Origin of the sequence: Paraburkholderia sp. RL17-368-BIF-A (assembly GCF_046054045.1) — a bacterium.
GTDB lineage: Bacteria > Pseudomonadota > Gammaproteobacteria > Burkholderiales > Burkholderiaceae > Paraburkholderia > Paraburkholderia graminis.
The window spans coordinates 263234-288926 of the sequence record NZ_JARESN010000008.1; the positions used below are offsets into that span (position 1 = coordinate 263234).

25 protein-coding genes, 1 other RNA gene and 1 riboswitch are annotated in these 25693 nt (G+C 63.0%); of the genes, 13 read left to right on the forward strand and 13 right to left on the reverse strand.

Annotated features, from left to right (window positions below):
* Positions 1 to 18: 18 nt before the first annotated feature.
* Entirely contained in the window at positions 19 to 1905 is a 1887-nt protein-coding gene (locus tag P0D87_RS16800) for a TonB-dependent receptor domain-containing protein (protein ID WP_053857669.1), read from the reverse strand.
* 89 nt (positions 1906 to 1994) lie between these two features.
* Positions 1995 to 2343, reverse strand: a riboswitch (cobalamin riboswitch).
* Between the two features lie 218 nt (positions 2344 to 2561).
* Here P0D87_RS16800 and P0D87_RS16805 point away from each other — a divergent pair.
* From P0D87_RS16805 to P0D87_RS16825, 5 genes are all read left to right on the forward strand, one after another.
* Positions 2562 to 2918 carry a hypothetical protein gene (locus tag P0D87_RS16805; protein ID WP_006048544.1) on the forward strand — a complete coding sequence of 119 codons (357 nt, stop codon included), beginning with the start codon at positions 2562 to 2564 and terminating at the stop codon, positions 2916 to 2918.
* The gene (locus tag P0D87_RS16810; RefSeq protein ID WP_006048545.1) at positions 2915 to 3229 is read left to right on the forward strand and encodes a cell division protein ZapA; all 315 of its coding nucleotides are present in this window, start codon (positions 2915 to 2917) and stop codon (positions 3227 to 3229) included. The genes P0D87_RS16805 and P0D87_RS16810 overlap by 4 nt, the downstream gene beginning before the upstream one ends.
* A gap of 171 nt (positions 3230 to 3400) precedes the next feature.
* Positions 3401 to 3582, forward strand: a non-coding RNA gene (gene ssrS, locus P0D87_RS16815) — 6S RNA.
* 85 nt (positions 3583 to 3667) lie between these two features.
* Positions 3668 to 4126: an EVE domain-containing protein gene (locus P0D87_RS16820; protein WP_006048546.1), complete on the forward strand. Its 459-nt coding sequence runs from the start codon at positions 3668 to 3670 to the stop codon at positions 4124 to 4126.
* Between the two features lie 165 nt (positions 4127 to 4291).
* Positions 4292 to 5023: an SIMPL domain-containing protein gene (locus P0D87_RS16825; RefSeq protein ID WP_006048547.1), complete on the forward strand. Its 732-nt coding sequence runs from the start codon at positions 4292 to 4294 to the stop codon at positions 5021 to 5023.
* A gap of 110 nt (positions 5024 to 5133) precedes the next feature.
* On the opposite strand, the gene lgt is transcribed toward P0D87_RS16825, so the two are convergent.
* Positions 5134 to 6033, reverse strand: a complete 900-nt coding sequence (lgt, locus tag P0D87_RS16830) for a prolipoprotein diacylglyceryl transferase (RefSeq protein ID WP_053857668.1) — start codon at positions 6031 to 6033, stop codon at positions 5134 to 5136.
* A gap of 111 nt (positions 6034 to 6144) precedes the next feature.
* Positions 6145 to 7167: a LysR family transcriptional regulator gene (locus P0D87_RS16835; protein WP_053857667.1), complete on the reverse strand. Its 1023-nt coding sequence runs from the start codon at positions 7165 to 7167 to the stop codon at positions 6145 to 6147.
* Positions 7168 to 7298: 131 nt separating this feature from the next.
* Between P0D87_RS16835 and ilvD the strand changes: the two genes are divergently transcribed.
* Together ilvD and P0D87_RS16845 are read left to right on the forward strand one after the other, a co-directional pair.
* Positions 7299 to 8972 (forward strand): dihydroxy-acid dehydratase, encoded by a 1674-nt coding sequence (ilvD, locus tag P0D87_RS16840; RefSeq protein WP_053857666.1) that lies wholly within the window; start codon positions 7299 to 7301, stop codon positions 8970 to 8972.
* Between the two features lie 171 nt (positions 8973 to 9143).
* Positions 9144 to 9485 (forward strand): c-type cytochrome, encoded by a 342-nt coding sequence (locus tag P0D87_RS16845; RefSeq protein WP_006048551.1) that lies wholly within the window; start codon positions 9144 to 9146, stop codon positions 9483 to 9485.
* Positions 9486 to 9596: 111 nt separating this feature from the next.
* Here the strand turns inward: P0D87_RS16845 and P0D87_RS16850 are convergent, their stop codons facing one another.
* The 3 genes from P0D87_RS16850 to P0D87_RS16860 form a co-directional block, all read right to left on the reverse strand.
* Positions 9597 to 10076, reverse strand: coding sequence for a DUF2486 family protein (locus P0D87_RS16850; RefSeq protein WP_408636961.1), 480 nt, complete (start codon positions 10074 to 10076; stop codon positions 9597 to 9599).
* A 552-nt stretch (positions 10077 to 10628) separates the two neighbouring features.
* On the reverse strand, positions 10629 to 11045 hold the full coding sequence (locus P0D87_RS16855) for a DNA polymerase III subunit chi (protein WP_053857665.1): 417 nt from the start codon (positions 11043 to 11045) through the stop codon (positions 10629 to 10631).
* 88 nt (positions 11046 to 11133) lie between these two features.
* Entirely contained in the window at positions 11134 to 12675 is a 1542-nt protein-coding gene (locus P0D87_RS16860) for a leucyl aminopeptidase (RefSeq protein WP_006048554.1), read from the reverse strand.
* 137 nt (positions 12676 to 12812) lie between these two features.
* On the opposite strand from P0D87_RS16860, the gene lptF reads away from it, so the two are divergent.
* The 3 genes from lptF to P0D87_RS16875 are packed head-to-tail and all read left to right on the forward strand — an operon-like array spanning position 12813 to position 15460.
* Positions 12813 to 13910: an LPS export ABC transporter permease LptF gene (gene lptF / locus P0D87_RS16865; RefSeq protein ID WP_006048555.1), complete on the forward strand. Its 1098-nt coding sequence runs from the start codon at positions 12813 to 12815 to the stop codon at positions 13908 to 13910.
* Between the two features lie 3 nt (positions 13911 to 13913).
* Complete coding sequence (gene lptG / locus P0D87_RS16870; protein WP_006048556.1) at positions 13914 to 15062, forward strand: LPS export ABC transporter permease LptG; 1149 nt, start codon at positions 13914 to 13916, stop codon at positions 15060 to 15062.
* Positions 15063 to 15073: 11 nt separating this feature from the next.
* On the forward strand, positions 15074 to 15460 hold the full coding sequence (locus P0D87_RS16875) for a sirohydrochlorin chelatase (RefSeq protein ID WP_053857664.1): 387 nt from the start codon (positions 15074 to 15076) through the stop codon (positions 15458 to 15460).
* Between the two features lie 36 nt (positions 15461 to 15496).
* On the opposite strand, the gene cobA is transcribed toward P0D87_RS16875, so the two are convergent.
* The 6 genes from cobA to P0D87_RS16905 form a co-directional block, all read right to left on the reverse strand.
* A complete protein-coding gene (gene cobA / locus P0D87_RS16880; protein WP_053857663.1) occupies positions 15497 to 16267 on the reverse strand; it encodes a uroporphyrinogen-III C-methyltransferase in 771 nt (256 codons plus the stop codon).
* A gap of 46 nt (positions 16268 to 16313) precedes the next feature.
* Positions 16314 to 17630 carry a sulfate adenylyltransferase subunit 1 gene (locus P0D87_RS16885; RefSeq protein ID WP_053857662.1) on the reverse strand — a complete coding sequence of 439 codons (1317 nt, stop codon included), beginning with the start codon at positions 17628 to 17630 and terminating at the stop codon, positions 16314 to 16316.
* Between the two features lie 27 nt (positions 17631 to 17657).
* On the reverse strand, positions 17658 to 18620 hold the full coding sequence (cysD, locus tag P0D87_RS16890) for a sulfate adenylyltransferase subunit CysD (protein WP_006048560.1): 963 nt from the start codon (positions 18618 to 18620) through the stop codon (positions 17658 to 17660).
* Positions 18621 to 18747: 127 nt separating this feature from the next.
* The gene (locus P0D87_RS16895; RefSeq protein ID WP_029971109.1) at positions 18748 to 19500 is read right to left on the reverse strand and encodes a phosphoadenylyl-sulfate reductase; all 753 of its coding nucleotides are present in this window, start codon (positions 19498 to 19500) and stop codon (positions 18748 to 18750) included.
* On the reverse strand, positions 19497 to 20054 hold the full coding sequence (locus P0D87_RS16900; RefSeq protein ID WP_006048562.1) for a DUF934 domain-containing protein: 558 nt from the start codon (positions 20052 to 20054) through the stop codon (positions 19497 to 19499). The genes P0D87_RS16895 and P0D87_RS16900 overlap by 4 nt, the downstream gene beginning before the upstream one ends.
* Positions 20055 to 20076: 22 nt before the next feature.
* On the reverse strand, positions 20077 to 21756 hold the full coding sequence (locus tag P0D87_RS16905; protein ID WP_006048563.1) for a nitrite/sulfite reductase: 1680 nt from the start codon (positions 21754 to 21756) through the stop codon (positions 20077 to 20079).
* 237 nt (positions 21757 to 21993) lie between these two features.
* On the opposite strand from P0D87_RS16905, the gene P0D87_RS16910 reads away from it, so the two are divergent.
* The 3 genes from P0D87_RS16910 to P0D87_RS16920 all read left to right on the forward strand — a co-directional run bounded on the left by P0D87_RS16910 (position 21994) and on the right by P0D87_RS16920 (position 24508).
* On the forward strand, positions 21994 to 22935 hold the full coding sequence (locus tag P0D87_RS16910; RefSeq protein ID WP_029971106.1) for a CysB family HTH-type transcriptional regulator: 942 nt from the start codon (positions 21994 to 21996) through the stop codon (positions 22933 to 22935).
* 43 nt (positions 22936 to 22978) lie between these two features.
* Positions 22979 to 24139 (forward strand): ABC transporter substrate-binding protein, encoded by a 1161-nt coding sequence (locus P0D87_RS16915; RefSeq protein WP_053857661.1) that lies wholly within the window; start codon positions 22979 to 22981, stop codon positions 24137 to 24139.
* Positions 24140 to 24247: 108 nt separating this feature from the next.
* Positions 24248 to 24508 (forward strand): hypothetical protein, encoded by a 261-nt coding sequence (locus P0D87_RS16920; RefSeq protein ID WP_006048566.1) that lies wholly within the window; start codon positions 24248 to 24250, stop codon positions 24506 to 24508.
* 5 nt (positions 24509 to 24513) lie between these two features.
* Here P0D87_RS16920 and P0D87_RS16925 read toward each other — a convergent pair whose 3' ends face one another.
* Positions 24514 to 25671, reverse strand: a complete 1158-nt coding sequence (locus tag P0D87_RS16925) for a Gfo/Idh/MocA family protein (protein WP_053857660.1) — start codon at positions 25669 to 25671, stop codon at positions 24514 to 24516.
* Positions 25672 to 25693 lie beyond the last annotated feature (22 nt).

Genomic DNA, 25693 nt, shown 5'->3' on the forward strand with positions numbered 1-25693 from the left:
CTCAACATGGCGCGCGCATCACTGCTGCTGCCAGCCGAGCGTGACATACGCACCGCGCCCCGGCGAGTTATACGAGTAGGCCGTTTCATAGTCCTTGTTCAACAGATTCTGGATTTGCGCGGCCACGTACCAGGCTTTCGTGATGTTGTAGCGCGCGGACAGATTCACGATGCCGTAGCCGCCGAGCTTGCCGCTGCTGTCCTCGCGCGGGCCGCTCACGACCCACTCGCCGCCCACGCGCCACCCTGCGATGCTGCGGTTCACCGTCAAGGACGCGAAGCGCCGCGCGCGCCGCACGAGGTCCACGTCGTTGTCGAGATCGACGGGATTTTGCAGCGTGACCGATGCGCGCACATCGGTCTTGCCCACATGTCCGCTCCACGATCCCTCGAGCCCCTGCACTTTTGCATGCCCCACGTTCTCCGCCAGATAGATGCCCGGCGTGACCTGCTGATAGTCGATCAGATTCGAATAACGCGTCTGGAAAGCACTCAAACGCATCACGCCCAACGCATTCGACGCGTACTGCAGCGCCGCTTCGAGCGAATGGCTGCGCTCGGGCTGAATCGACGGATTGCCGCTTAGCGGATAGTACAGATCGTCGAAGCTCGGCGCGCGAAACGAATCCGAATAGCTTGCGCTCAGCTTCCAATGCGGCGTGATGTCGAACCCATAGCCGAGATAGTAACTGTTCGCTCCGCCGAAATCGGAGTACTGGTCGCGCCGCACGTTGGCCTGGATCTGATTGCGTCCGAAGCGCGCCGTGTAGCCCGCGAAGACGGAATCGACATGCCGCGTGGGCGCGGCGAACGTATCGGAGTCGAGGCTCTGATCGAGATGCTCGTAGCCCACGCGCAGTTTTTGCTGCGCGGCCAGCGCGAAATCGTTCTGCCACGTGTATTGCCGGTTGTCGGTATCGAAGCGTCCGTTGTAGAGGCCGTTGGTCTTCGACACGCTGCGGTCGTCGCCTTCGGACACGATGAAGTGCGTGGTCCACCAGTCGGTCAGCTTGCCGTTGGCGAACGCGGACACCTGCCGCACTTTCGTGTAGAGGTTGTTCAGATCGGTCGGCGCGCCGTACGCGTTGTCGTAGCTGTTGTTGCCGTTCGACTGCAGATAGCGGACGCCCGCGTCCCATTGGTCGTTGAACTTGTGGCGCAGCGACGCCGAAATGCTCTCGTTCAGATAGCCGTTCGCGTTCGGATTCGCGTTGGGCGCCTCGCTTGGATTGAGCGCTGAAAAGCCGTCGTCTTTCGAGCGCGCGAGCGAAATGCTGAAGGTCGTGCGGCCGTCTTTATCCAATGCGCCGTTCGCGCCGACCTGCTGCGTCTGCGTGTGATAGCTGCCGTAGCCCAGGGAGAAATTGAAACGCGGCGGATGCGCGCCGCCGTCTTTCGTGAACACCTGTACCACGCCGCCGATCGCACCGGAGCCGTATAACGCGGACACGTTGCCGTTCACGACTTCGACGTGATCGATCTGATCGAGCGGAACCTGCGCGATTTGCGCGGTGCCGAGACTCACGGAATCGACGCGCACGCCGTCGATGAGAATCAGCGATTGCGTCGACGACGCGCCGCGCAAATAAAGGCTCGCCGTCGAACCGGGCCCGCCTGTACGCGAGATTTGCGCGCCGGGCGCGAGTTGCAGCAGGCCGGGCAGATCCGTTGCGGTGGTGTCGGCCAGGTCCTGCTGATCGAATAGCGACGTCTGCGGGATCGTATCGGCAAGCGCTTGCGGTCCGCGCTCGGCGGTCACCACGACGGGCGATAAAACAGTGGACGATGCAGTGGACGAAGCGGTGGACAAAGCGTCGGCGTTTGCAGGCGCGGCGGCCTGCGCATGCGCGAGATGGGGCAGCCCGGCAAAAGCGAGCAGCACCGCGCGGGCGATGGGGGACAGCATGAAGTGAGATTTCCCGTGGATGGCGTGCGCGGCCCGCTTCCCCGCAGGCCGTCGCGTAACGAGGCGCGTGCGCTTTTGACAATTCGCGCCGCGCGCCCCTCCCTCTGGCCGGTATCCGGGCTAACGACTTTCGATCCCGCCTTCCCACGCGTGACGCGCAGTGGCACACTCGCGAGTTGAACCGGAACACGCGATGGGGATCGAACTGCAAAAGCGCGAACTGCTGTTCGAAATACGATTCGTACCGCAGCACTGAACTGCGATGAGCAGCAATGAACTGCAGCGAATGCGACGAACTGCAATGCACGCGAAATGCGGTCGCTTACCGTTGCGGGGGCAGCGCAGGTTGGCGCGTTCGGGTAGAACGGCGCGGCCTGCTTCCCGTTTAACTGCGCGCACAATGAAATGCGCGCGGGCACCAGAGTGCGGCCAGTGTATGAGCGCCCTCTGAGTCAGTCAAGAACGCGGGCCGCGAGAGCGATTCATTCGGACAGGGTCGAGCTATTGTCCGACGCGATCTCCGGCACGCGCGTAGTTTCTCTTCTTCAGTCGAAAAAAGGCTGCAAAAAGCGGGGTTGTTACGTCTCGAAACGAGACAAATGTCGGAACGTGCGACATTCCGCGCTAAAATGCGATGTCTTTAGAGGACGCAGCACATGCTCACCGAACTCGAAACACTTTCACAGAATATCGGCAAGCTGATCGCGATCAGCCAGCGCCACAATGAAGCGCGCCTCGCGCTCGAAGAGCAACTCGCGCAGTCGCGCGCCGAAGCCGAAGCTACGCGCACGGAACTTGCGCTGCTGCGCGAGGAACGCGACGCACTGCAAGCGGAGCGCGACGCGCTGTCGGCCAAGATCGACGACGCGCAGGTGCGCCTGAACGCGATCCTCGAAAAATTGCCGCGTGCGCGTGCGCACAACGAGCCGGACAACCAGCTCGATCTGCTCGAGCCCGCTCCGCACGAGGTCGAAACAGAGAGCGACGCCACTCGCCACGGAGAAAATGCATGACGACCAAGCAGATCGAAGTATCGATTCTCGGCGTGCCCTATCGCCTCGCCTGCTCGCCGGAAACGGAAGGCGCGCTGCTTGAAGCAGTCGCGCGAGTCGACGCCGAAATGTCGAAGATCCGCAATAACAGCAACGTGCGCGGCACGGATCGCATTGCAGTCATGGCTGCGCTGTCGCTGGCATCCGAACTGCTTAAGCTGCAAACAAGCGTGCGTCACGGAGAAGCATTTCCCGCTGAAGAAATCCGGCGTACAATGCATCAAATGAACGAGCAACTGGGTACTGTCATCGAGCAGTACAGCGTGCAGTAAGTTGCAAGTAGCATGTTGCAAGCAGTGCGGCCGGTGCTGATACCGGCTGCGGATTCAAACGGAAAGTAAGCAGGCAAGGTTCGTGAAGCATGCACGAACTGCGCGAGGCGAACAGGTCCCCAACGTTTGAGTCAATCGTTTGAGTGTCATCGGTTTAGCTTCATCGGTTTAGCTTCCCTGCCTGGTTCGCCAAGGTCATATATTCCTTGAACCAATGCCATGTGCACGGTTGCGGAAATTTGTAGCACGGGCGTGCGCGTCACTCTGTCTGATGTACCCGAAGTGCTGCTAACTGCGACCAATTCTGAACCCCCGGTTCAGGATGCCGGCCTAGCGGCTAAGGCGGGGACCTTATTTGGAACGGCATCGGACTTGCGTCCGGTGCCGTTTTTGTTTGGGCGCCGTGCTTCTTCAAACCCCTAACGTTCAATTCGATTCATGCGCTACTGGCTAATGAAGTCCGAACCGGACGAAGCAAGCATCGACCATCTCGCCAACGCCGCGCACCGCACGCTGCCGTGGACGGGCGTGCGCAACTATCAGGCTCGCAACTTCATGCGCGATGGCATGCAGATCGGCGACGGCGTGCTGTTCTATCACTCGAGCTGCCCCGAGCCGGGCATCGCGGGGCTTGCTGAAGTTGCGTCCACGGCCTATCCGGACCCCACGCAGTTCGATAGCAAGAGCCCGTATTACGACCCGAAGTCGTCGCAGGAAACGCCGCGCTGGCTGCTCGTCGACGTCGTGTTCAAGAAGAAGATTCCGTTGATTCCGCTCGCCGCCTTGCGCGAGCATGAAGAACTGAAGGACATGCGCGTGCTCGCGAGAGGCAACCGTCTGTCGATCACGCCAGTGACCGAAGCGGAGTGGCGCTTCATCACGACGCGGCTCGTTTGACGTCGCGCGGCCCACGCTGCAGCAACGTTGAAGCAAGGTTAAATTAGGGAACCAAGCTCAGGTTACGAGCGCCTAACGGACTCGCAAACGGCTTCGGCAAGCGTCGTGCCGTTGCGTCGCGCTCGCCTCGTCGCGCGCAACCCTGTTCAAGCATGGAGTCCAATAATGACGAAACACACCGCACGTGCACTCGCTTTCGCGCTGGTCTGCGCGGCGCCCGCTGCACTCGCGCTCACGCCCGCCGTTGCGCGCGCGCAGAGCGTCGTGCCCTATCAACCGGCCGGCGTGCTGTCGCTGAATGCGCAAGCGAGCGCCGACGTACCGCAAGACGTGGTCGACATCACGCTCTTTTATGAGCAGGAAGCGAGCGACCCGTCGGCGCTCACGTCAACGCTGAATCAGCGTGCCGATTCCGCGTTGCAAAAAGCAAAGGGTGTGAGCGGCGTGACCGCGCGCACCGGTTCGTTCTCGATTTATCCGTCGACCGATCGTGACGGGCGCATCTCCGCATGGCGCGGCCGCACGGAGATCGTGCTCGAGTCGCACGACTTCACCGCGGCGTCGAAGCTCGCGGGGCAAATGGCTTCCATCATGCAGGTCGGCAACGTGCAGTTCTCGCTGTCGCCCGCGGCGCAGCGCGTGGCCGAACAGAAGCTCACCGGCGAGGCGATCAAGTCGTTCCGCGAGCAGGCGGCATCGTCCGCGCAGGCGTTCGGCTACAGCGGCTATTCGATCCGCGAGGTCAACGTCGGGCACAACGGCTCGATGCCGCGGCCGGTCATGATGATGAGCGCGCGCGCGATGGGCGCGGACGCGAAAATGGCTGCGCCGGTGCCGATAGAAGGCGGCACGTCGACGGTGACGGTGAATGTGTCGGGCTCGGTGCAGATGAAGTAACACGCTGGCACTTCGCCAGATTTTCGGCCAAACAAAAACGCCACGGGCATGCACTGCATCCCGTGGCGTTTTGCTGTCCATCGCGCGCAAAAGAAAACGCGCGCCACGCGTTACGGCAACGCGTGAGCCGCTTCGCTGCGGCCGCGCCGATACGACCATACCAGCATCGCGATGCCCGCGAGAATCATCGGCAGCGAAAGCCATTGACCCATCGAGAGACCCATTGCGAGAAGACCGAGGAAGTCGTCGGGCTCGCGTGCGAATTCCACCGTGAAGCGCGCGAGGCCATAGCCGATCAGGAACACGGCGGAAATCGCGCCCATCGGCTTCGGCTTGCGCGAAAAGAAGAACATGACGAAGAAGAGCGCGATGCCTTCGAGAGCGATCTCGTACAGCTCCGACGGATGACGCGGCAGCATGTGATATTGCGCGAACACTTCGTTCAGATGCCATTGCGCGGCGAGCTGCGGATGCGCGGCGAGCCACGCGGCGTCGTCGGACGCGGCGCCGGGAAAGAGCATCGCCCACGGCGCGGACGGGTCGGTCACGCGCCCCCACAACTCGCCGTTGATGAAGTTGCCGAGCCGCCCCGCGGCGAGTCCGGTCGGCACCATCGGCGCAACGAAGTCGGTGACCTGCAGCCACGAGCGTTTGCGCTGATACGCGAACAGCACCATCGCGAACGTCACGCCGAGAAAGCCGCCGTGAAACGACATGCCGCCTTCCCACACCTTGAAGATGTCGAGCGGATGCGCGAGGTAAAAGCTCGCCTTGTAGAACAGCACGTAGCCGAGCCGGCCGCCGAGAATCGTGCCGAGCACGCCGTAAAACAGCATGTCGTCGATGTCTTTCGGCGTCCAGCCTTGCGCGGCGACGTACGGCAAGCGCAGCCGCAGCCGGCCGACGACGATCGCCGCGATGAACGCGACGAGGTACATCAGTCCATACCAGCGCACGGCAAGCGGCCCCAGGTGAATGGCGACGGGGTCGAAGTTCGGGTGAATGAGCATCGTGTTGTTATGGGCAGTTCGGGTTCAGAAGCGGGTTGGTAGGGATGACGGACGGCTCGGGCGCCGTCTGCATTGGACGGCTTTGCGCGCAATGCGTTCGCCGCCGTGGCGCTAGATGCGTGACGTGGCCGGCTGCGTGTCTGCAGCGGCCGCATGCGCCCGCGCGATGTCGATAAAGCCCGCGAGCACCGGACTCACCTCGGCGCTGCGCCAGACGAGGCCTGTCTCGATGGCGGGCACGGACTCCCGCAACGGCCGGTATACGACGCCGGTGCGGCGCAGGTTACGCAGCGATTGCGGCACCAGTGCGACACCCATGCCGGCCGACACGAGGCTGACGATGGTCTGCATCTGTATCGCCTCCTGGCCGATGCGCGGCACGAGCCCCGCGACGCCGTAGCAATCCATAATGATGTCATAAAAGCCCGGCGCCAAACGTCTTGGGAAGATGACGAGCGGCGCGTCGGCGACCTCGCGCAGACTGACGGGTGTGTCGAGCCATTCGGCGTGCGGCTCGCCGGCGCTGTCCGTGGCCGCCGCGGCATGCGCCCCATGCGCCCCATGCGCCCCACCATGCGCAACCCGCGCCGCCATCTCCGTCGACATCGCGATGACGAGCGGCTCGCGCTCGATCGGCAGCCACGAAAGCTGCATCGCATGACGCGACGGCAGCGGCGCGATCACGAGGCCGGCGTCGATGCGGCCGGCCACGAGTTCATCCACCTGCACGTCGCTCGTGGCTTCGGTCAGTTCGAGCCGCACGCGCGGATGACGCGCGCCGAACTCGCGCAAGAGCCGCGGCAGCAAACCGTAATCCGCCGTCGATACGAACGCCAGCGAGAGCACGCCCGCCTCCCCGCGCGCGAGGCTTTGCGCAAGCGGCCGCAATCCTTCGGCGCCCGCCAGCAGACGCTGCACTTCGGGCAACAGATCGGCGCCTACGCGCGTCAGCTCCACCGAGCGTTTGGTGCGCGCGAACAGCTCGACGCCGAGCGTCTCCTCGAGCGCACGAATTGCCTGCGACAACGGCGGCTGCGTCATCGACAGGCGCGCGGCGGCGCGGCCGAAGTGCTTTTCTTCGGCCACGGTCACGAAATAGCGCAATTGACGCAGGTCGGGAACGGCTGGCAGCATGATTAAGACATTTTACGACCTAATAAGCCGTCAATAATATATTGGACACGCATCTCGCAAAATTGCATTCTTGCCCGACGCGTCCGAACTACACTGGACCGACCAGCAAAACAAACAGACTGGAGCTCCCCATGCCATACAACCGTCGTTCGAAGAACATCACGCAAGGCGTGGCCCGTTCGCCGAACCGCTCGATGTACTACGCACTCGGCTATCAGAAGGAAGACTTCGACAAGCCGATGATCGGCATCGCGAACGGCCATTCGACGATCACGCCATGCAACGCCGGCCTGCAGCGTCTTGCCGACGCCGCCGTCGCCGCGGTCAAGGGCGCGGACGCGAATCCGCAGATCTTCGGCACGCCGACCATCTCGGACGGCATGTCGATGGGCACCGAAGGCATGAAGTACTCGCTCGTCTCACGCGAAGTGATCGCCGACTGCATCGAGACCTGCGTACAAGGCCAATGGATGGACGGCGTGGTCGTGATAGGCGGCTGCGACAAGAACATGCCGGGCGGCATGATCGGCCTCGCGCGCATGAACGTGCCGGGCATCTACGTGTATGGCGGCACGATCCGTCCGGGCAACTGGAAGGGCACCGATCTGACCATCGTGTCGTCGTTCGAGGCGGTCGGCGAATTCACGGCGGGCCGCATGTCGGAAGAGGACTTCGAAGGCATCGAGAAGAACGCGTGCCCGTCGACGGGTTCGTGCGGCGGCATGTACACGGCCAACACGATGAGCTCGTCATTCGAGGCGCTCGGCATGTCGCTGCTGTATTCGTCGACGATGGCGAACCCCGACGAGGAAAAGGTCGACTCGGCCGCTGAATCGGCGCGCGTGCTCGTCGAAGCGGTCAGGAAAGACCTGAAGCCGCGCGACATCATCACGAAGAAGTCGATTGAAAACGCCGTCGCGCTGATCATGGCGACGGGCGGCTCGACCAACGCGGTGCTGCACTATCTGGCGATCGCGCACGCGGCCGAAGTGGAGTGGACGATCGAGGACTTCGAGCGCATCCGCAAAAAAGTGCCGGTGATCTGCAATCTGAAGCCGTCGGGCCAGTATGTCGCGACCGACCTGCACAAGGCAGGCGGCATTCCACAGGTCATGAAGATTCTGCTCGACGCGGGTCTGTTGCATGGCGACTGCATCACCATCACGGGCAAGACGCTCGCCGAAGAACTGAAGGACGTGCCGGGCAAGCCGCGCGCCGATCAGCAGGTGATCTTCCCGATCGAGAAGGCGCTGTACAAGGAAGGCCATCTCGCGATTCTGAAGGGCAATCTCGCCGAAGACGGCGCGGTGGCGAAGATCACGGGCCTCAAGAACCCGGTGATCACCGGGCCGGCTCGCGTGTTCGACGACGAGCAAAGCGCGCTCGAAGCGATTCTGGCGGACAGGATCGTTGCCGGCGATGTCGTCGTGCTGCGCTATCTCGGCCCGAAGGGCGGTCCGGGCATGCCGGAAATGCTCGCGCCGACGTCGGCGATTATCGGCAAAGGGCTCGGCGAAAGCGTCGGCCTCATCACCGACGGACGCTTTTCGGGCGGCACATGGGGCATGGTGGTCGGCCACGTCGCGCCGGAAGCGTTCGTCGGCGGCACGATCGGGCTCGTGCAGGAAGGCGATTCGATCACCATCGACGCACACAGGTTGCTCTTGCAACTGAACGTCGACGACGCCGAATTGCAGCGCCGCCGCGCCGCCTGGCAGCAGCCGAAGCCGCGCTACACGCGCGGCGTGCTGGCGAAGTACTCGGCGCTGGCGTTGCCGGCCAACAAGGGGGCGGTCACCGGTTGATGGCGATGCGGTTTGGAAGCGACGCGGGAAGGTTTGTAACGATGCAGGCGGGCAAAACGTCGCTGCATTAGCCCTACGTAAAAGCGAAAGGGGCGCACGAAAAACCGTGTGCCCCTTTCCTTTTATAATGCCTGCACCACAAGCCGGGCATCCGCACCGGCGGAGACCAGAATGAAATCAATGTCGTATGCGGTGCTTGCAGCGGCTGCCGTGTTCGCCGCGTTGTCGATGGGCGTCAGCGCGACCGCGCATGCGGAAGCGGCGGCGGGACTCGCGCTTGCACAACAGCAAAACTGCATGAGCTGCCACTCGGTAGCACGGCCGTTCATGGGCCCGGCGCTGCACGACGTGGCCGCGAAATATTCGGGCCGCGAAGACGCGACCACCTATCTCAAGCACAAGATTCTGGATGGCAGCACCGGCGTGTGGGGCCAGGTGCCGATGCCCGCGAATACGCAGCTCACGCCCGACCAGGCGGCCACGCTCGCGAGCTGGGTGTTGACGTTGAAGTAGCGCGGCTTGCTTTGATCGGCGTTGGTCGACCTTGGTCGGGTACGAGCGGGCCGCGCCTGAACTATCAGCGCCACGGCGCGAGCCGCGCTCGATACGCGACCCTCTCTTCGATCACGCTTTCGGTGTTCGCCGCGCGATCTCCGCTTCCACCGCTTCGCGTACCCAGCCCGTCATTTCGTTCGCGAGCGTGGACACCACTTCGCGTGTGATCTGATCGACGAGCCGCGTGGTGTGCTCCTGCGCGGCGCTGCGGCAGCGCGCTTCGACGATGCCGCGTCCATCGCCCGCGAGAAAATCCGCGAATCGTTCCTGTAGACGCCCGGCGATGACCTCTGCGTCGACGGCGGACGATGCCTGCTCGCCCACTTCGTGCGCGAAATCCGGCGGCACGGTGGCGCCCGCCTCGAGCGGCGTCGGCGGCTCGGTGCGATCGAACACGCCCGCCGATGCAGCCAGCACCTCGTCATGCGCGTGCTCGGCTTCGGCTGCGCGATGGGCATCGTCGGGATAGGTGGTTGGCTGTGCGTGCTGTGCGGAATGCGCCGGCGTCGCTGCGCCAGGCTCCGGTGCAAGCACGGGCTCGGGGGTCAACGTTTGTTCGGGCGAGAGAACCGGCTGCGGTGCGAGTTCGGGCTCGGCTGTTAGGCCGGGCTCACGCAGGTCTTCGGGTTCGCGCAGAGGTGTATCGGAGCGAGCCGCGGGCTGAGCGGCACTCTGAGGGGCACTCTGAGCCGTAGGCTGAATGGCGGCCTCAGCGGGCTGAGTAGCGGGCTTAGTAGCGGGCTGAGCGGCAGTTGGAGTACCGGCCTGAGCCGCGCTCTGAGTATCGGTCCGGGTAGCGACCGGCACAGGCGCTGGCGCGGCCGCAGTACCAGCCGGCGCAGCACCAGCCGCAGCAGCACCAGCCGATTCACCACCGCCCGGCACACCAGCCGCACCCGCCCCCCCACCGCCGCTCTGCGGCTCGCGCCGTTGCGCCGCATGGCCCGGCACGAGCACCTCTTGCAGAATAGGAATCGAATTATCGTTGGAATCGGACACGTGCGCCCTCCGTGTTTGAGTCGTAGCGGAAGCAGGCCGCGTATGCGCCGGCGCGCCTTGACAGGACACAACGCAACACATGACGCGAGGCGGGACGAAGCTCTAGCCGCCCTGCTTATAGTTGTTCAAAGCATAGCCGCGATCGCGATAGAAGCGATAGCGCTCGCGCCCGGCAATGAGTTCGTCATGTGCGTTACCGACCACTTCGAGCAACCTTTCGAAGCGCGCGAACTGCGCGGGCACCGTCGCACCGAGATTGAGAAGCACCTGATGATGCGGCACGTCGTCGAGGTTCGCGGCCAGCACGATCGGCGTTTGCGCGGCGAGCGGCGTGCCCACCATGCAGTGCGGCACGAAGTCGAGCGCCGAGAAAGTCCACAGTTGCTCGTCGAACGCGCGCAGCCGCTCGGGCTCAGCCACGACGATGGTGGGCTGCCCCGCCTGATACGCCTTGCGCACCAGGCGGCACGCATAAAGCAGCGAGTCGCCGACGTTCGAATGGAAGTCGATTCGAGTCATCGGCGGCCCCGCTTTACGCTTTCGGCGCGCTCTGCGACACGTGGGGCACGTGGGACACCTGCGACGCGCGCAACGTTACTGCGATGCGTCATTGCGCCGCGCGGCCGTCCACGGCCCTACCGTCCGCGGCGCGATCGATCAAGAACTGCGCGAGCAACGGCACCGGACGTCCGGTGGCGCCCTTCGCCGCGCCGCTCTTCCACGCCGTGCCGGCAATGTCCAGATGCGCCCACGGATACGCGTCGGTGAAGCGCGACAGGAAGCACGCCGCCGTCACGCTGCCCGCCGGCCGGCCGCCGATATTCGCGAGGTCCGCGAAATTCGACTTGAGCTGTTCCTGATACTCGTCGTCGAGCGGCAGGCGCCAGGCCGGGTCCGATGCCTCGCGCGATGCGTCGAGCAGCTCGCCCGCCAGCGCATCGTTCTTGGAGAAGAGGCCGCTGTTGTGATGACCGAGCGCGATGATGCAAGCGCCCGTCAGCGTGGCAATGTCGATCACCGCGGCGGGCTTGAAGCGCTCCGCATAAGTGAGCGCGTCGCACAAGATCAGACGGCCTTCGGCGTCCGTGTTGAGCACTTCGATTGTCAGGCCCTTCATGCTCGTGACGATGTCGCCCGGCTTGGTGGCCGTGCCCGAAGGCATGTTCTCGACAGCCGGAATGATGCCGACCACATTGATCTTCAGGCCCATTTCGGCGACCGCGCGCAATGTGCCCAGCACCGAACCGGCGCCGCACATGTCGTACTTCATTTCGTCCATGCCTTCGCCGGGCTTGAGCGAAATGCCGCCCGTGTCGAACGTCACGCCCTTGCCGACGAGCACCACCGGCGCGGCCTTAGCGGCGCCGCCCTGGTACTGCAGCACGATGAACTGCGCGGGTTCGGTGGAGCCCGCCGTGACCGACAGGAACGAGCCCATCTTCAGCGCTTCGCACTGTTTTTCGCCGAGCACTTCGACCTTCAGCTTCCAGTCTTTCGCGAGCTTCTTCGCGGTGTTCGCGAGATAAGTCGGCGTGCAGACGTTGCTCGGCAGATTGCCGAGGTCGCGCGTCAGGTCCATGCCGTTGGCGAGCGCGGCGCCCTGCTTCGCGGCGAGCTTGGCGGCCTTCTCGTCGCCGGTATTCACGCTGAAGACGATGCGCTTCAGCGCGCGCGCCGAGTTGTCCGGCTTGCTCTTCATCTGCGTGAACTTGTAGGTCAGTTCGCGCAGCGCGAGAATCGCGGCGCGCACAGCCCAGTCGGCCGAACGCTCGAGGATGGGCAGTTGCGCCAGCGTGAACGTGACCTGCACGACCTTGGTGGCGAGCAACGCGCGCCATGCCGCGCGCACTGCTTCGCCATAGGCTTTCTGACTGAAAGCGTCCTGTTTGCCGAGCCCGACGAGCAGCACGCGCGATGCGCCGATACCCGAGACTTCATGCAGGAACAGCGTGCTGCCCGCTTTGCCTTCCATGTCGCCCGCCTTGATGATGCGGGTCAGGAGGCCCTTGGTGGCTACGTCGATTTCGAGTGCCGCGCCCGAGAGCGTCTGCGACTCGAACACGCCGATTACGATGCAATCCGATTTCCCGGTGAGGAAACCGTTTGACGAGCCTTTGGTCCAATCACAGGCTTTTATGCTAAAGTCCATCGCGCTTGTCCTCGGATAAAATCTGGGCTTAGGATGAAAGCCGCAATTATCCGCTATTTTTCCTGCGGCGGCTGCACCGGAGGCGTGGCGGAAAGCAATCCGCGCGTCGCTGAGAGCGCCCCCTCTCGTCATCAATAATGATCTTCGAACGCTCCCTCCAGCGCGAACTCGCGTATACGGCTGGTGCCGTGTTCATGGTTCTGCTTACGCTCGTGCTGACCACGATGATGATCCGCATCGTCGGCTTCGCGGCGCAAGGCGAGATCGACCCGCGCGACGTGCTGGTCCTGATCGGCCTGACCGTGATCGGCTATCTCGCCATCATGCTCGTCGCCACTTTGTTCGTGTCGATCCTGTTCGTGCTGACGCGCTGGTACAAAGACTCCGAGATGGTCGTGTGGCTTTCGTCGGGCGTGAGTCTCACCCGGTTTATCAAGCCCATCGGCATGTTCGCCACGCCGATCATTATTCTTATCTGTTTCTTCGTATTCGTCGGCTGGCCGTGGTCGAATCAGCAAAGCAAAATGATCCGCGCGCGCTTTCAGCAGCGCGACGAGGTTTCACTGCTCGCGCCAGGCCAGTTCCGCGAATCGGCTAGCAGCCATCGTGTGTTCTTCATCGAGAAGATGTCGCCGGATCAGGGCCACGTCGAGAACGTATTCGTGACGAGCACCGAGAACGGCAAGGTCAACGTGGTGGTGTCGAAGAACGGCCATACCGAAACGCACAAGAACGGCGACCGCTTCGTCGTGCTCGAAAACGGCCGGCGCTATGAAGGCGAGCCGGGGCATCCGGATTTCCGCATCATGGAGTTCGAGCGTTACGGCGTCAAAATCGAGAGTCAGCCGGTGGTCAACACGCCCACCACGACGGGCACGCCCACGCTCACGCTGCTGCGCAATCCGACCCAGGTGAATCTCGCCGAATTCGCGTGGCGCGCGGGGCTGCCGCTCATCGCAATCAATCTGATGCTGCTCGCCATTCCGCTCGCGCATCAGAACCCGCGGCGCAGCCGCACGATCAATCTCGTGATGGCCGTGCTGATCTATCTGACGTATTCGAATCTGCTGAACGTCGTGCAGTCGTGGATCGAGCAAGGCAAGATGTCGTTCGCGCTCGGGCTCGTGATTCTGCATGTCATCGTGGCAGCGATTGTCGCGTTTATCTTCTGGCTGCGCGTGCGCAACCGGCCGCTCTTCACGAGGGCCATGTTCAGCCGTTCGCAGGGAGCCTGATCAATGCGCATCTATGAAAGGTACTTCGCGCGTCAGGTCTACCTCACGTTCATCTTCATTCTGTTCGCGTTTTCGGGCCTGTTCTTTTTCTTCGACCTGATCAACGAACTGAACTCGGTCGGCCACGGCAACTATAAATTCCAGTACGCGGTGCTGCGCGTCGCGCTGCAAACGCCGTCGCGTTTCTACGAGATCATTCCGGTCGCCGCGCTGATCAGCGCGATCTACGTGTTCGCGCAAATGGCGGCGAATTCCGAGTACACGATCTTTCGCGTGTCCGGGCTCGCGACTAACCAGGCGCTGCGCTCGCTGCTGAAAATCGGCATTCCGCTGGTGTTTTTGACGTATCTGATCGGCGAAGTGGTCGGCCCGTACACGGATCAGTTGTCCGAGCGCGTGCGGCTCGAGGCGCTCGGGTCGTCGGTGTCGAGCAACTTCCAGTCGGGCGTATGGGTGAAGGACACGCTGACCGCGCGCGCCGACGGCGAGCAGGTCACGCGCTTTGTCAACGTCGGCGAACTGAAGCCGGACGCGACCATCAGCAATGTCCGCATTTACGAGTTCGATTCGAAGTTCCGGCTTTCGAATGTGCGCATTGCGAAGAGCGGCGTGTATCAGCCGCCCGGTCATTGGCAATTGACCGGCGTGACGGATACGCAGTTGATCGACGTGCCCCCGCCTTCCGGCACGCCCGCCGATGCGCTGAATCCGGTGTATCGCGCGAGGCAGGTTGCGCTGCCCGAATATTCGTTGCGCTCGGAATTGACGCCGCAGATTCTGTCGGTGCTGCTGGTGTCGCCGGATCGCATGTCGATGTTCAACCTGTTCCGCTACATTCAGCATTTGACCGAGAATCATCAGGACACGCAGCGCTATGAAATCGCGCTGTGGCGCAAGGTGCTGTATCCGTTCGCGGTGTTCGTGATGCTGGTGCTGTCGCTGCCCTTTGCGTATCTGCATACGCGCGCCGGCGTGGTCGGTATGAAGGTGTTCGGCGGGATCATGCTCGGCATGAGCTTCCAGTTGTTCAACACGCTGTTCTCGCATATCGGCACGCTGAACACGTGGCCCGCACCGTTGACGGCGGCCACGCCTGGACTGGTTTATCTGGTGCTCGGCCTCGTCGGGCTAAAGTGGGTTGATCGCCATTAGGAGCCTTCGCGATGGCTACGCATGGGTTGATCCTGTTTGGGCATGGCGCACGCGATGTGCGCTGGCGTGAGCCCTTTGAGCGGCTCGCGCACAAGCTGCGCGCAGCGCGCGCTTCGGGCGCGAACGGCGACGATGGCCGTGTGCGTCTCGCTTTTCTCGAGTTGATGGAGCCGGACTTACCCACCGCGGTCGGCGAACTCGTTGCCGACGGCTGCGATGCGATTACCGTCGTGCCGGTGTTTTTTGGGCAAGGCGGGCATATCAGGAACGATCTGCCCGAGTTGATTCAGCGTTGCCGCGACGCGCAGCCTTCGGTGGAGATTACGTGCGCGGTTGCCGTGGGTGAGGATGAGGCTGTGCTCGATGCTGTCGTGGGGTATTGCTTGCGGCAGGAGTGATTCTTTTGTTCCAGGATCGCTAGTTGCAGCCGGCGTTTAAGCCGCCACCAGAATCCCACCCGCCACAGAGCGCGCCGCGTCCTTCGCCTTCACACCTTCGCGCGCCGCAAACGCCTCGCCGATCATCAACAGACTCGGCTGCGAAGCGTCCAGCCATCTTTGCGCTTCCCCCGCAGCCAGTTCTTCGAGCGTCAACGTCAGCATGCGCTCACGCTCGGTGCTGCAGGCCTCGACAATCGCCACGGGCGTCGAAACCGGCTTGCCCGCGTCGATCAACTGCTGCGCAATCTCCACGCCGCTGTCACGCCCCATATAGAACACGAGCGAATCGGCGTTCACCTGCTCGCGAATTTCATCGGAGCCCGGCGCGCGGCTGAACGTCGCGAGTGCGACGCTGCGCGACACGCCGCGCAACGTCAACGAACGCTTCAGGGAGGCCGCGCTGGCGAGCGCAGCCGTGATGCCGGGCACCACTTCATACTCGATGCCCGCGGCCTCGAGCGCACGCATTTCCTCGTCGGCGCGACCGAACAGCATCGGATCGCCGCCCTTCAACCGCACGACGACTTCGTGTTCGAGAGCCGCATCGACGATCTGCTTGTTGATGAACTGCTGCGCCGTCGATAGCTGTCCGCAGCGCTTGCCGACAGCAATCCGCTTTGCGTGGGACGGCGCGTAGTCGAGCATCGCCGGCTCCACCAGCGCGTCGTGCAGCACGACGTCGGCGCTCGCGAGAAGCCGCGCACCGCGCACCGTGATCAGGTCGGCGGCGCCTGGTCCCGCGCCGATCAGATAAACCTTACCCATGTGTGTCAGCCTGTTCGTCAGTGCGCTCGCTGCCAATCAATCACCGTTACGCCGAGAACGCGCGGATCATGCCGGCCGCGACTGTGTGATGCGTCGCTTCGTCGATCAGCACGAACGCGCCCGTGCCCTGATGCGAGTCGTACACGTCGCACACCAGCGGCTTTTGCAACGTGAGCGCCACGCGGCCGATGTCGTTCATCGCGAGTTCGCGGCGATCCGTCGACTGCGACAGCGTATGCACGTCGAGCACTTCCTTGATCGAGCCGATGCGCGCGAACACAGTGTTGGTGGTCTGCTTCAGCAGATACTTGCGCTGTGTCGACAGCGGCGTGTCGTCGAACCAGCAGAGGTCCGCTTCGAGCTTCTTCGCGGGTTCAGGCGCGGCCTCGCGCAGCACGAAGGTATCGCCGCGCGACACGTCGACGTCTTCCGCGAGACGGATCGTCACCGTCTGACCGGCAAACGCGCGGTCTACCGCGGCCGTGCCGCCCACCACCGGCGCGATGATCTCGGCAACGGTCGCTTCGCGATTGGCCGGCAGCACGACGATCGTGTCGCCGACCTTGACCTCGCCCGCTTCGACGCGGCCCATATAGCCGCGGAAGTCGTCGGCCTGGCTGCCGTCCTGGCGCGCGACCCATTGCACCGGGAAACGCAGCGCCTGGCCCGTCGGCACTTGCACCGGTAGCGCTTCGAGCAGATCGAGCAGCGGCTCGCCCGCGTACCACGGCATGCGCTCGCTGGCGGTCACGATGTTGTCGCCCTTGAGCGCCGACACCGGCACGAAGCGCACATCGCTCAAACCGAGCTGACGCGCGAGTTCGACATACGCGTCGCGAATCTCGTTGAAGCGCGTCTCGCTGTAGTCGACCAGATCCATCTTGTTGATCGCGACGATCGCATGCTGCAAGCCGAGCAGCTTCACGATCGCGCTGTGACGCTTGGTCTGCGGCAACAGTTGCGCAACGCCGTCGACGAAGGTCACGCGCGTTGCGTCGACGAGAATGATCGCCGCATGCGCGGTCGATGCGCCCGTCACCATGTTGCGCGTGTACTGCTCGTGGCCCGGCGTATCGGCGATGATGAACTTGCGCTTCGCGGTCGCGAAGTAGCGATACGCGACGTCGATCGTGATGCCCTGCTCGCGTTCGGCTTCGAGACCGTCGGTGAGGAGCGCGAGGTCGATTTCGTCGCCGACGGTGCGCTTGTTCTTCGCGCGCGACAACGCGGAAAGCTGGTCGCTCAACACAGCCTTGCTGTCGTACAGCAGGCGGCCGATCAACGTGCTCTTGCCGTCGTCGACGCTACCCGCGGTGATGAAGCGAAGCACGCCGAGGTCTTCTGGTTGGTGAATGCTGCTCATGATGTTCCTTTACGTATGTCGGCGTGCTTAGAAATAACCTTGCTTCTTGCGCTGTTCCATCGCGGCTTCGGAGACCTGATCGTCCATCCGGGTCGCGCCGCGCTCCGTGATTTCGGTCACGGCCGTTTCGGCGATGATCTTCTCCAGATCGTCCGCATCGCTTTCAACGGGGCAGGTGCAGCTAATGTCGCCGACCGTGCGGAAACGCACCACCGCCGTTTCGCTGACTTCGCCTTCGCGCATCGGCGTGAGCGGCGTGACGGGCACGAGCAGGCCGTTGCGGCGCACGATCTCGCGTTGGTGCGCGTAGTAGATCGACGGCAATTCGAGCTTCTCGCGCGCAATGTATTGCCACACGTCGAGTTCGGTCCAGTTCGAAATCGGGAACACGCGCAGATGTTCGCCGTTATGCAGACGCGCGTTGTACAGGCTCCACAGTTCGGGGCGCTGCGCCTTCGGGTCCCATTGGCCGAACTCGTCGCGGAACGAGAAGATGCGCTCTTTCGCGCGGGCCTTTTCTTCGTCGCGACGCGCGCCGCCGATCAGCGCGGTATAGCCATGCTGTTCGATAGTTTCGAGCAGCGTCACCGCTTGCGCCGCATTGCGCGAATCCGTTTCGCGACGCAGACGCACCGTGCCGCGCTTGATCGAATCTTCAACGTGGCCAACCACCAGTTCCGCGCCGATCTCTTTCGCGCGACGGTCGCGGAAGTCGATCACTTCGTCGTAGTTGTGGCCCGTGTCGATATGCACGAGCGGAAACGGCAGCACGGTCTTGCGATTCGCGCCGATGCCGAACGCCTTCAGTGCGAGCGCGAGCACGACGACCGAATCCTTGCCGCCCGAAAACAGCAGCGCCGGCTTGCTGCATTCGGCGACCAGTTCGCGCAGGATATGAATCGACTCGGCTTCGAGCCAATCGAGGTGATCCATCCGGTTCGCCGTGTTGGCAAGCGGAGCGTTGACAGTGGAATCGAGCGTGGTGCTCATGTTTGGGTCCTTCGTTGATTCGCTTGTCGAGCGGTTGCTCGCGAAGCGCACAGATTCAATTCGGTATGTGCGGCGTGAAGAAGCAAAGACAAGTCTTCAACTCCACGCCGCATCAATAAGCGATGCTTCAGGCCGGGGCGTTCTCGCTGCGATCCACCGCAATCGGCGTGATCGTCGTGATGTGCAGTCCGCATTCCTTCGTGTCGCGCGACTCCCACCACCAGCGGCCCGCGCGGCTGTCCTCGCCGGGACGCACGGCGCGCGTGCACGGCTCGCAGCCAATGCTCGGATAACCGCGCGCATGCAGCGGATTCACCGGCACGTCGAACGCCTTGAGGTAATCCCATACTTCGGCTTCGGTCCAGTCCGTGAGCGGATTGAACTTCGCGATGTTGCGCGCGGCGTCGTGCTCTTCCTCGTGCAGTTCGGCACGCGTCACCGACTGTTCGCGGCGCTGGCCCGTCACCCATGCGCTGACATCCGACAGCGCGCGATTGAGCGGCTCGACCTTGCGGATCTCGCAGCAGCGCTTGCGCAGATCGACGCTTTCATAGAACGCGTTCAGACCATGTGACGTGACGTATTCTTCGACGGCGGCAGCCTGCGGATGAAACTGCTCGATGTCGTAGCCATAACGCTCTTTCACGCGATCGATCATGCCGAGCGTCTCGGCGTGCAAGCGGCCAGTATTCAGCGAGAAGATGCCGATCTTCACGCCGCGCGACAGGATCGCGTGCGTGAGCAGCATGTCTTCGGCGGCGAGGCTGCTCGCGAACTTCACGTTCGCGTGACGCGCGGCGATCGAATCGAGCAGCGCATTGAGGCGCTCGACCTTGGCAGCGAGTTCGGGCGCGAGCGACTGCGATAAAGCGGCGCTCATGCCGAAACCTTTTGCGAAGCAGCCGACGACGAAGCCGAAGCAGCGCGGCGGCGGAACAGCGGCGCCGGTTCATCGAATGCGCCCTGATACTGCACGGTGAAATCGTCGAATGCCTTGATGGCGTCGCTAATGTCTTTATCCGCGCGCACGGCGAATGCGTCGAAGCCGCAACGCAACATCAAACGCACCTGGTCGCGCAGCACGTCGCCGATGGCGCGCAATTCGCCCTTGTAGCCATAGCGCTCGCGCAGCAGGCGGCCGATGCTGTAGCCGCGGCCGTCACGAAACACCGGGAAGTCCACGGCGATTACCGCGAGCTTGTCGAAATCGCCGGCGATGTCCGCCGGTTCGCTGTCCGGCGCAAGCCACACGCCGAGTTCAGCGGCGCCACGCGAGGCGCTCAATGCGTCGCGCTCCGCTTGCCAGAATGCCAGCGGCACGATGATCTTGCCGGCCGGCAGTTCGTTCACCGCGGGCAGCGAGCCGTCTTCGGCGGGACGCACGAGCGTCCAGTCATCGTTGACGATCGCGCGATTCTTGATGATAGAAGCCATCTGTTCTGTATCCTTTGCGCGCTTACGCGTGAGCCGGTTGACGCGATGCGTACACGCGTTCCTTGAACGGAGCGATGCCGATACGGCTGTACGTGTCGATGAAACGCTCGCCTTCCTCGCGATGCTCGACGAACGTGTCGATCACCTTCGAGATCACGTCCGGCATTTCTTCCGCCGAGAACGACGGGCCGATCACGCGGCCGAGATGCGCGCCGGTTGCGCCCGTGCCTTGCTCGCCGCCGAGCGTCACCTGATACCACTCCGAGCCGTCCTTATCGACGCCCAGAATGCCGATATTGCCCACATGGTGATGACCGCAAGCGTTGATGCAGCCCGAGATATTCAGCGACACGTCGCCCAGGTCGTACACGAAGTCCAGATCGTTGAAACGCTCCTGAATCGCGAGTGCAATCGGGATCGACTTGGCATTCGCGAGCGAGCAGAAATCGCCGCCCGGGCACGCGATGATGTCGGTCAGCAAGCCGATGTTCGGCGTCGCAAAACCTTGCGCCTTGGCCTTTTCCCACAGCGCGAACAGGTCGCGCTTCTTGACGTTCGCGAGAATCAGATTCTGTTCGTGCGACACGCGAACTTCGCCCAGCGAATATTCGTCGGCCCAATCGGCGACGGCTTCCATCTGCGCGTCGGTTGCGTCTCCCGGCGCGACGATGCCGTTCTTCAGCGACAGCGTGACGGCCGCGTAACCCGCGACCTTATGCGGACGCACATTGCGCTCGACCCAACGCGCGAAGCCACGGTTTTCGAGCAGATGCTTTTCGAACGAAGCGTCCGTGTCGGCGAGCTTCTCGTACACCGGCGGCTGGAAGTATTGCGACACGCGATCGAGTTCGGCTTGCGTCAGCGTCGAAGGACCGTCCTTCAGATGCTGCCATTCCTCTTCGACCTGCGCGGCGAACTTCTCCGGCGACAGCGCCTTCACCAGAATCTTGATACGCGCCTTGTACATGTTGTCGCGGCGGCCGTAGCGGTTGTACACACGCAGCACGGCTTCGCTGTACGTCAGCAGATGTTGCCAGGGCAGATCGCGACGAATGACCGCGCCGACGATCGGCGTGCGGCCCAGACCGCCGCCCGCCAGAATGTCGACCACCAGTTCGCCTTGCTCATTGCGCTTCACGTACACGCCCATGTCGTGAATCTGCACGGCGGCGCGATCTTCCTGCGAACCGGAAACGGCGATCTTGAACTTGCGCGGCAGCCACAGGAACTCGGGGTGGAACGTCGACCATTGACGCAGAATTTCCGCCCACGGCCGCGGGTCGACGAATTCGTCGGGCGCCACGCCCGCGAACTGATCGGCGGTAATGTTGCGGATGCAATTGCCCGACGTCTGGATCGCGTGCATCTGCACCGACGCGAGCTTGCGCAGAATCTCCGGCGTTTCCTCGAGCTTGATCCAGTTGTACTGGATGTTCGAGCGCGTCGAGAAATGGCCATAGCCGCGGTCGTGCTCGCGCGCGATCACGGCCAGCATGCGAAGCTGGTCGCTGCGCAAGTTGCCGTAGGGAATCGCGATGCGGTGCATGTACGCGTGGCGCTGGTAGTACAGGCCGTTCTGCAGACGCAGCGGACGGAACTCCTCTTCGCTCAATTCGCCCGACAAGCGGCGGCGAACCTGATCGGCGTACTGCGCGACCCGTTCATCGACGATGGTCTGGTCGTACTGATCGTATTGGTACATTCGGGGACCCCAATTTTTTGGCTTGCACACACGACGGTCCGGCGACCGGCGCTCCGGCTCCGCCGCGCTTCTGAACATCCGTGTTTGTCAGCTCGATGGAGTCAGGGTTTAGACCTATCTCTCATTTGCTTATAACAAATACAGATATCCATATTGAAAAAGATGGACAGATCGTAATAAACTCGCCTTATATTTCAAACGACTAAAAAATTCTTTTGATATGCGGAGAGGTTATATATGAACCTGCATCAGTTCCGCTTCGTCCGCGAGGCTGTGCGGCAGAACTTCAATCTGACCGAAGCGGCCAAGGCGCTGTTTACAAGCCAGCCGGGGGTTTCCAAGGCGATCATCGAGCTCGAGGACGAGCTGGGCGTGGAAATCTTCACGCGCCACGGCAAGCGCGTGCGTTCGCTGACCGAACCGGGGCGCATCATCCTCCAGTCGGTCGAGCGTATTTTGCAGGAAGTCGAGAGCCTGAAGCGCGTCGGCAAGGACTACGCGGCGCAGGATCAGGGCAACCTGGTGATCGCGGCCACGCACACGCAGGCGCGCTATTCGCTGCCCGCCGCCATCGCCGAGTTCAAGAAACGCTTCCCGAAGGTTCACCTTTCGATTCTGCAAGGCAGCCCGACGCAAGTGGCCGAGATGGTGCTGCACGACCAGGCGGACCTCTGCATCGCCACCGAGGCGATCTCCAACTATAAAGAACTCGTCTCGCTGCCGTGCTTCCAGTGGCATCACGTCGCGGTGATGCAGCCGGATCACCCGCTGCTCGACCGCAAGCTGTTGTCGCTGGACGATCTGACGCAGTATCCGCTGATCACCTACGACAACGCGTTCGCCGGCCGCACCAAGATCAACGAGGCGTTCCGGCTGCGCGCGCTGCATCCGGACATCGTGCTCGAGGCGATCGACGCCGACGTGATCAAAACCTATGTCGAACTCGGCCTCGGCGTCGGCATCATGGCGGATATCGCGTTCAACGCCGAGCGCGACCGTCATCTGCGCGCGATGCCGGTCGGCCACCTGTTCGGCAGCAACGTGACGCGGGTCGCGCTCAAGCACGGCGCGTATCTGCGCAGCTATGTGTATACGCTGGTCGAGCTTCTGTCGCCGGGCCTGAACCGCAGGCTGATCGAACAGGCGCTCAAGGGCGAACACGAAACCTACGAACTTTGATTTGACCAACGCGCTTTGCTTTGTCCGCTACGGAGACCTATCGATGACGTCGCATAAAAACAGACTTCGCGGCCTCGCCGCTCTCGGCGCGCTCTTGCTCGCCACCGCCGCGCAGGCCGACATCAAGGTCGGCATCGACCTGTCGAGCACCGGCCCGGCCGCCGTGATCGGCATCACCAGCAAGAACGCGATGCTGATGTGGCCGGCCACGATCGCCGGCCAGAAAGCCGACTATATTTTTCTCGACGACGCGTCGGACCCAGGCGCCGCCGTGCGCAATATCCGCAAGCTGATCAACGAAGACCACGTCGACGTGATCGTCGGCCCGAACATCACGCCGGCCGCGATGGCCGCGCTCGATCCGGTCGCCGAAAGCCAGACGCCGATGATCACGCTGATCGGCTCGGCAAGCGTGGTCGAGCCGCAGGAAGGCAAGAAGGTGTGGGCGTACAAGATGGCGCAGACCGACAGCGCGATGGCCGACGTGATGACGCGCTACATGTCGAACCATAATGTGAAGACGGTGGGCTTCATCGGTTTCGCGGACGGCTACGGCGAAAGCTGGCTCAACGAGTTCAGCAAGTTTGCCGCGCTGCGCCACATTCAACTGGTCGCGACCGAGCGCTATAACCGCACCGACGCGAGCGTCACCGGCCAGATTCTCAAGCTGATGGCCGCGAAGCCCGACGCGATTCTGATCGCCGGCGCGGGCACGCCGACGGTGCTGCCGCAGCGCACGCTGATCGAGCGCGGGTATAAAGGGCCGATCTATCAGACGCACGGCATCGCGACGCCGGAGTTCATCAAGCTGGGCGGCAAGGACGTCGAAGGCACGCTGTTTCCGACGCAGCCGGTCGTCGTCGCGCGCACGTTGCCGGCGGATCATCCCGCGAAAAAAGCGGCGCTCGCGTTCGCGAACGACTATGAAGCGAAGTACGGCGCAGGCAGCGTCACGCAATTCGCGGGCGATGCAGCGGGCGTCTATCCGCGCCTACAGGATGCGGTCACGCGCGCGCTGAAGACGGCGCAACCGGGAACGCAGGCTTTCCGCGTGGCGCTGCGCAACGAACTCGAGCACGCCCATGAACTGGTGGTGCCAAACGGCGTCGTGAGCACGAGCGCGAAGGATCACGTCGGACTGGATCAGCGCGCGAGCGTGATGGGCATCATTAAGAACGGCAAGTTCGTGTACCTGAGCCAGTAAGCGTCTAACAAGCGACGGTTACGCGTGGAGCGGCGCTTCACGCGTAACTTAACCGCCGCCACGAAATTGTTAAAGTAGTAGTCTTCAACCGACCGGCATTACCACACCATGCGCACCACGCGAGCCATCCACGCCGTCGAGCGCCTGAAAACGCGCAGCGGCAATCCGCAGTTCGCCGCGATCAGCCTCTCGGGCGGCCTCTTTTATCTCGTCGACAAATCAGGCGGCTCCGACAAGAAAGTCTCCGACCCGCTCACGCTGGACGACTTCGTCAAGTTCGTCGACGCATACGGCCCGCCCAAGCCTCGCAAGGCAAGCAAGCTCGATATCGCATTCGAAGCCCAGATCAAGAAGAGCAAAGGCGGCTAGAACGGTTACGGCGCAATCTCGCGCCACTGACCATCGGCCGCGCTGCTCGCCAGCACGGCGTCGATAAAACGCAGACCCGCCACGCCGTCATCCACCGTTGTCAGCAAGAGACTTTCCGGCGGCAGCGCGCGGCCCTCGTTCAGCGCCTCGATCTGCAACGCCGCGTCCTTGTACAACTGCGCGAACGCTTCCAGATAACCTTCGGGATGACCCGCCGGCACACGCGTCGCATGGGCCGCGCTCGCGCCGCTCACGCGTGCGCGCGTCAAACGCTGCGCTGCTGCGCCAAGCGGCGTGAACCACAATTCGTTGGGCTGCTCCTGATCGAATGCGAGGCTCGCCTTGGTTCCGTACACGCGCAGACGCAATGCATTCTCCGCGCCGCTCGCGACCTGGCTCGCCCACAGCATGCCGCGCGCGCCGTTCGCGTAGCGCAGCATGGCCTGCACATGATCGTCGATGCGGCGTCCAGGCACGAACGTATGCAACTCCGCGGAAAGCGCGACGGGCGTCATGCCCGTGACGAACGCGGCAAGCTGATAAGCATGCGTGCCGATATCGCCGAGACAACCTGCCGGCCCCGCCAACGCCGGGTCCGTGCGCCAGCCGGCCTGCTTGTTCAGGCCGCCGTTTTCAATCGGTTCGGCCAGCCAGTCTTGCGCGTATTCGACCTGCACGACGCGAATCTGGCCGAGTTCGCCCGCTTCGATCATCTCGCGTGCGTGGCGCACCAATGGATAGCCGGAGTAGGTGTGCGTCAGCGCAAAGAGCCGGTTCTTCTCGCGCGCGAGTTTCGCCAGCGCTTCGCCTTCGGCGAGCGAAATGGCGAGCGGCTTGTCACACACCACATGGATGCCGGCTTCGAGAAACGCGGTCGCGACCGGCGCATGCAGATGATTCGGCGTGACGATAGCGACGGCGTCGATGCCGTCATCGCGTGCCGCTTCCACGCGCGCCATCTCGCGCCAGTCGTCGTAGCTGCGCCCGATGCCCGCTTCCGCCGCGCTCTGACGCGCGCGCTCGGGATCGGACGACAACGCGCCCGCCACCAGTTCGAAGCGATCGTCGAGCCGCGCAGCGATCCGATGCACTGCGCCGATGAACGCGCCCTGCCCGCCGCCGACCATCCCGAGCCTGAGTCTTCTGAGTCTCTTGTATGGCATCGCGCTTCTTCCTTTCGCCTGT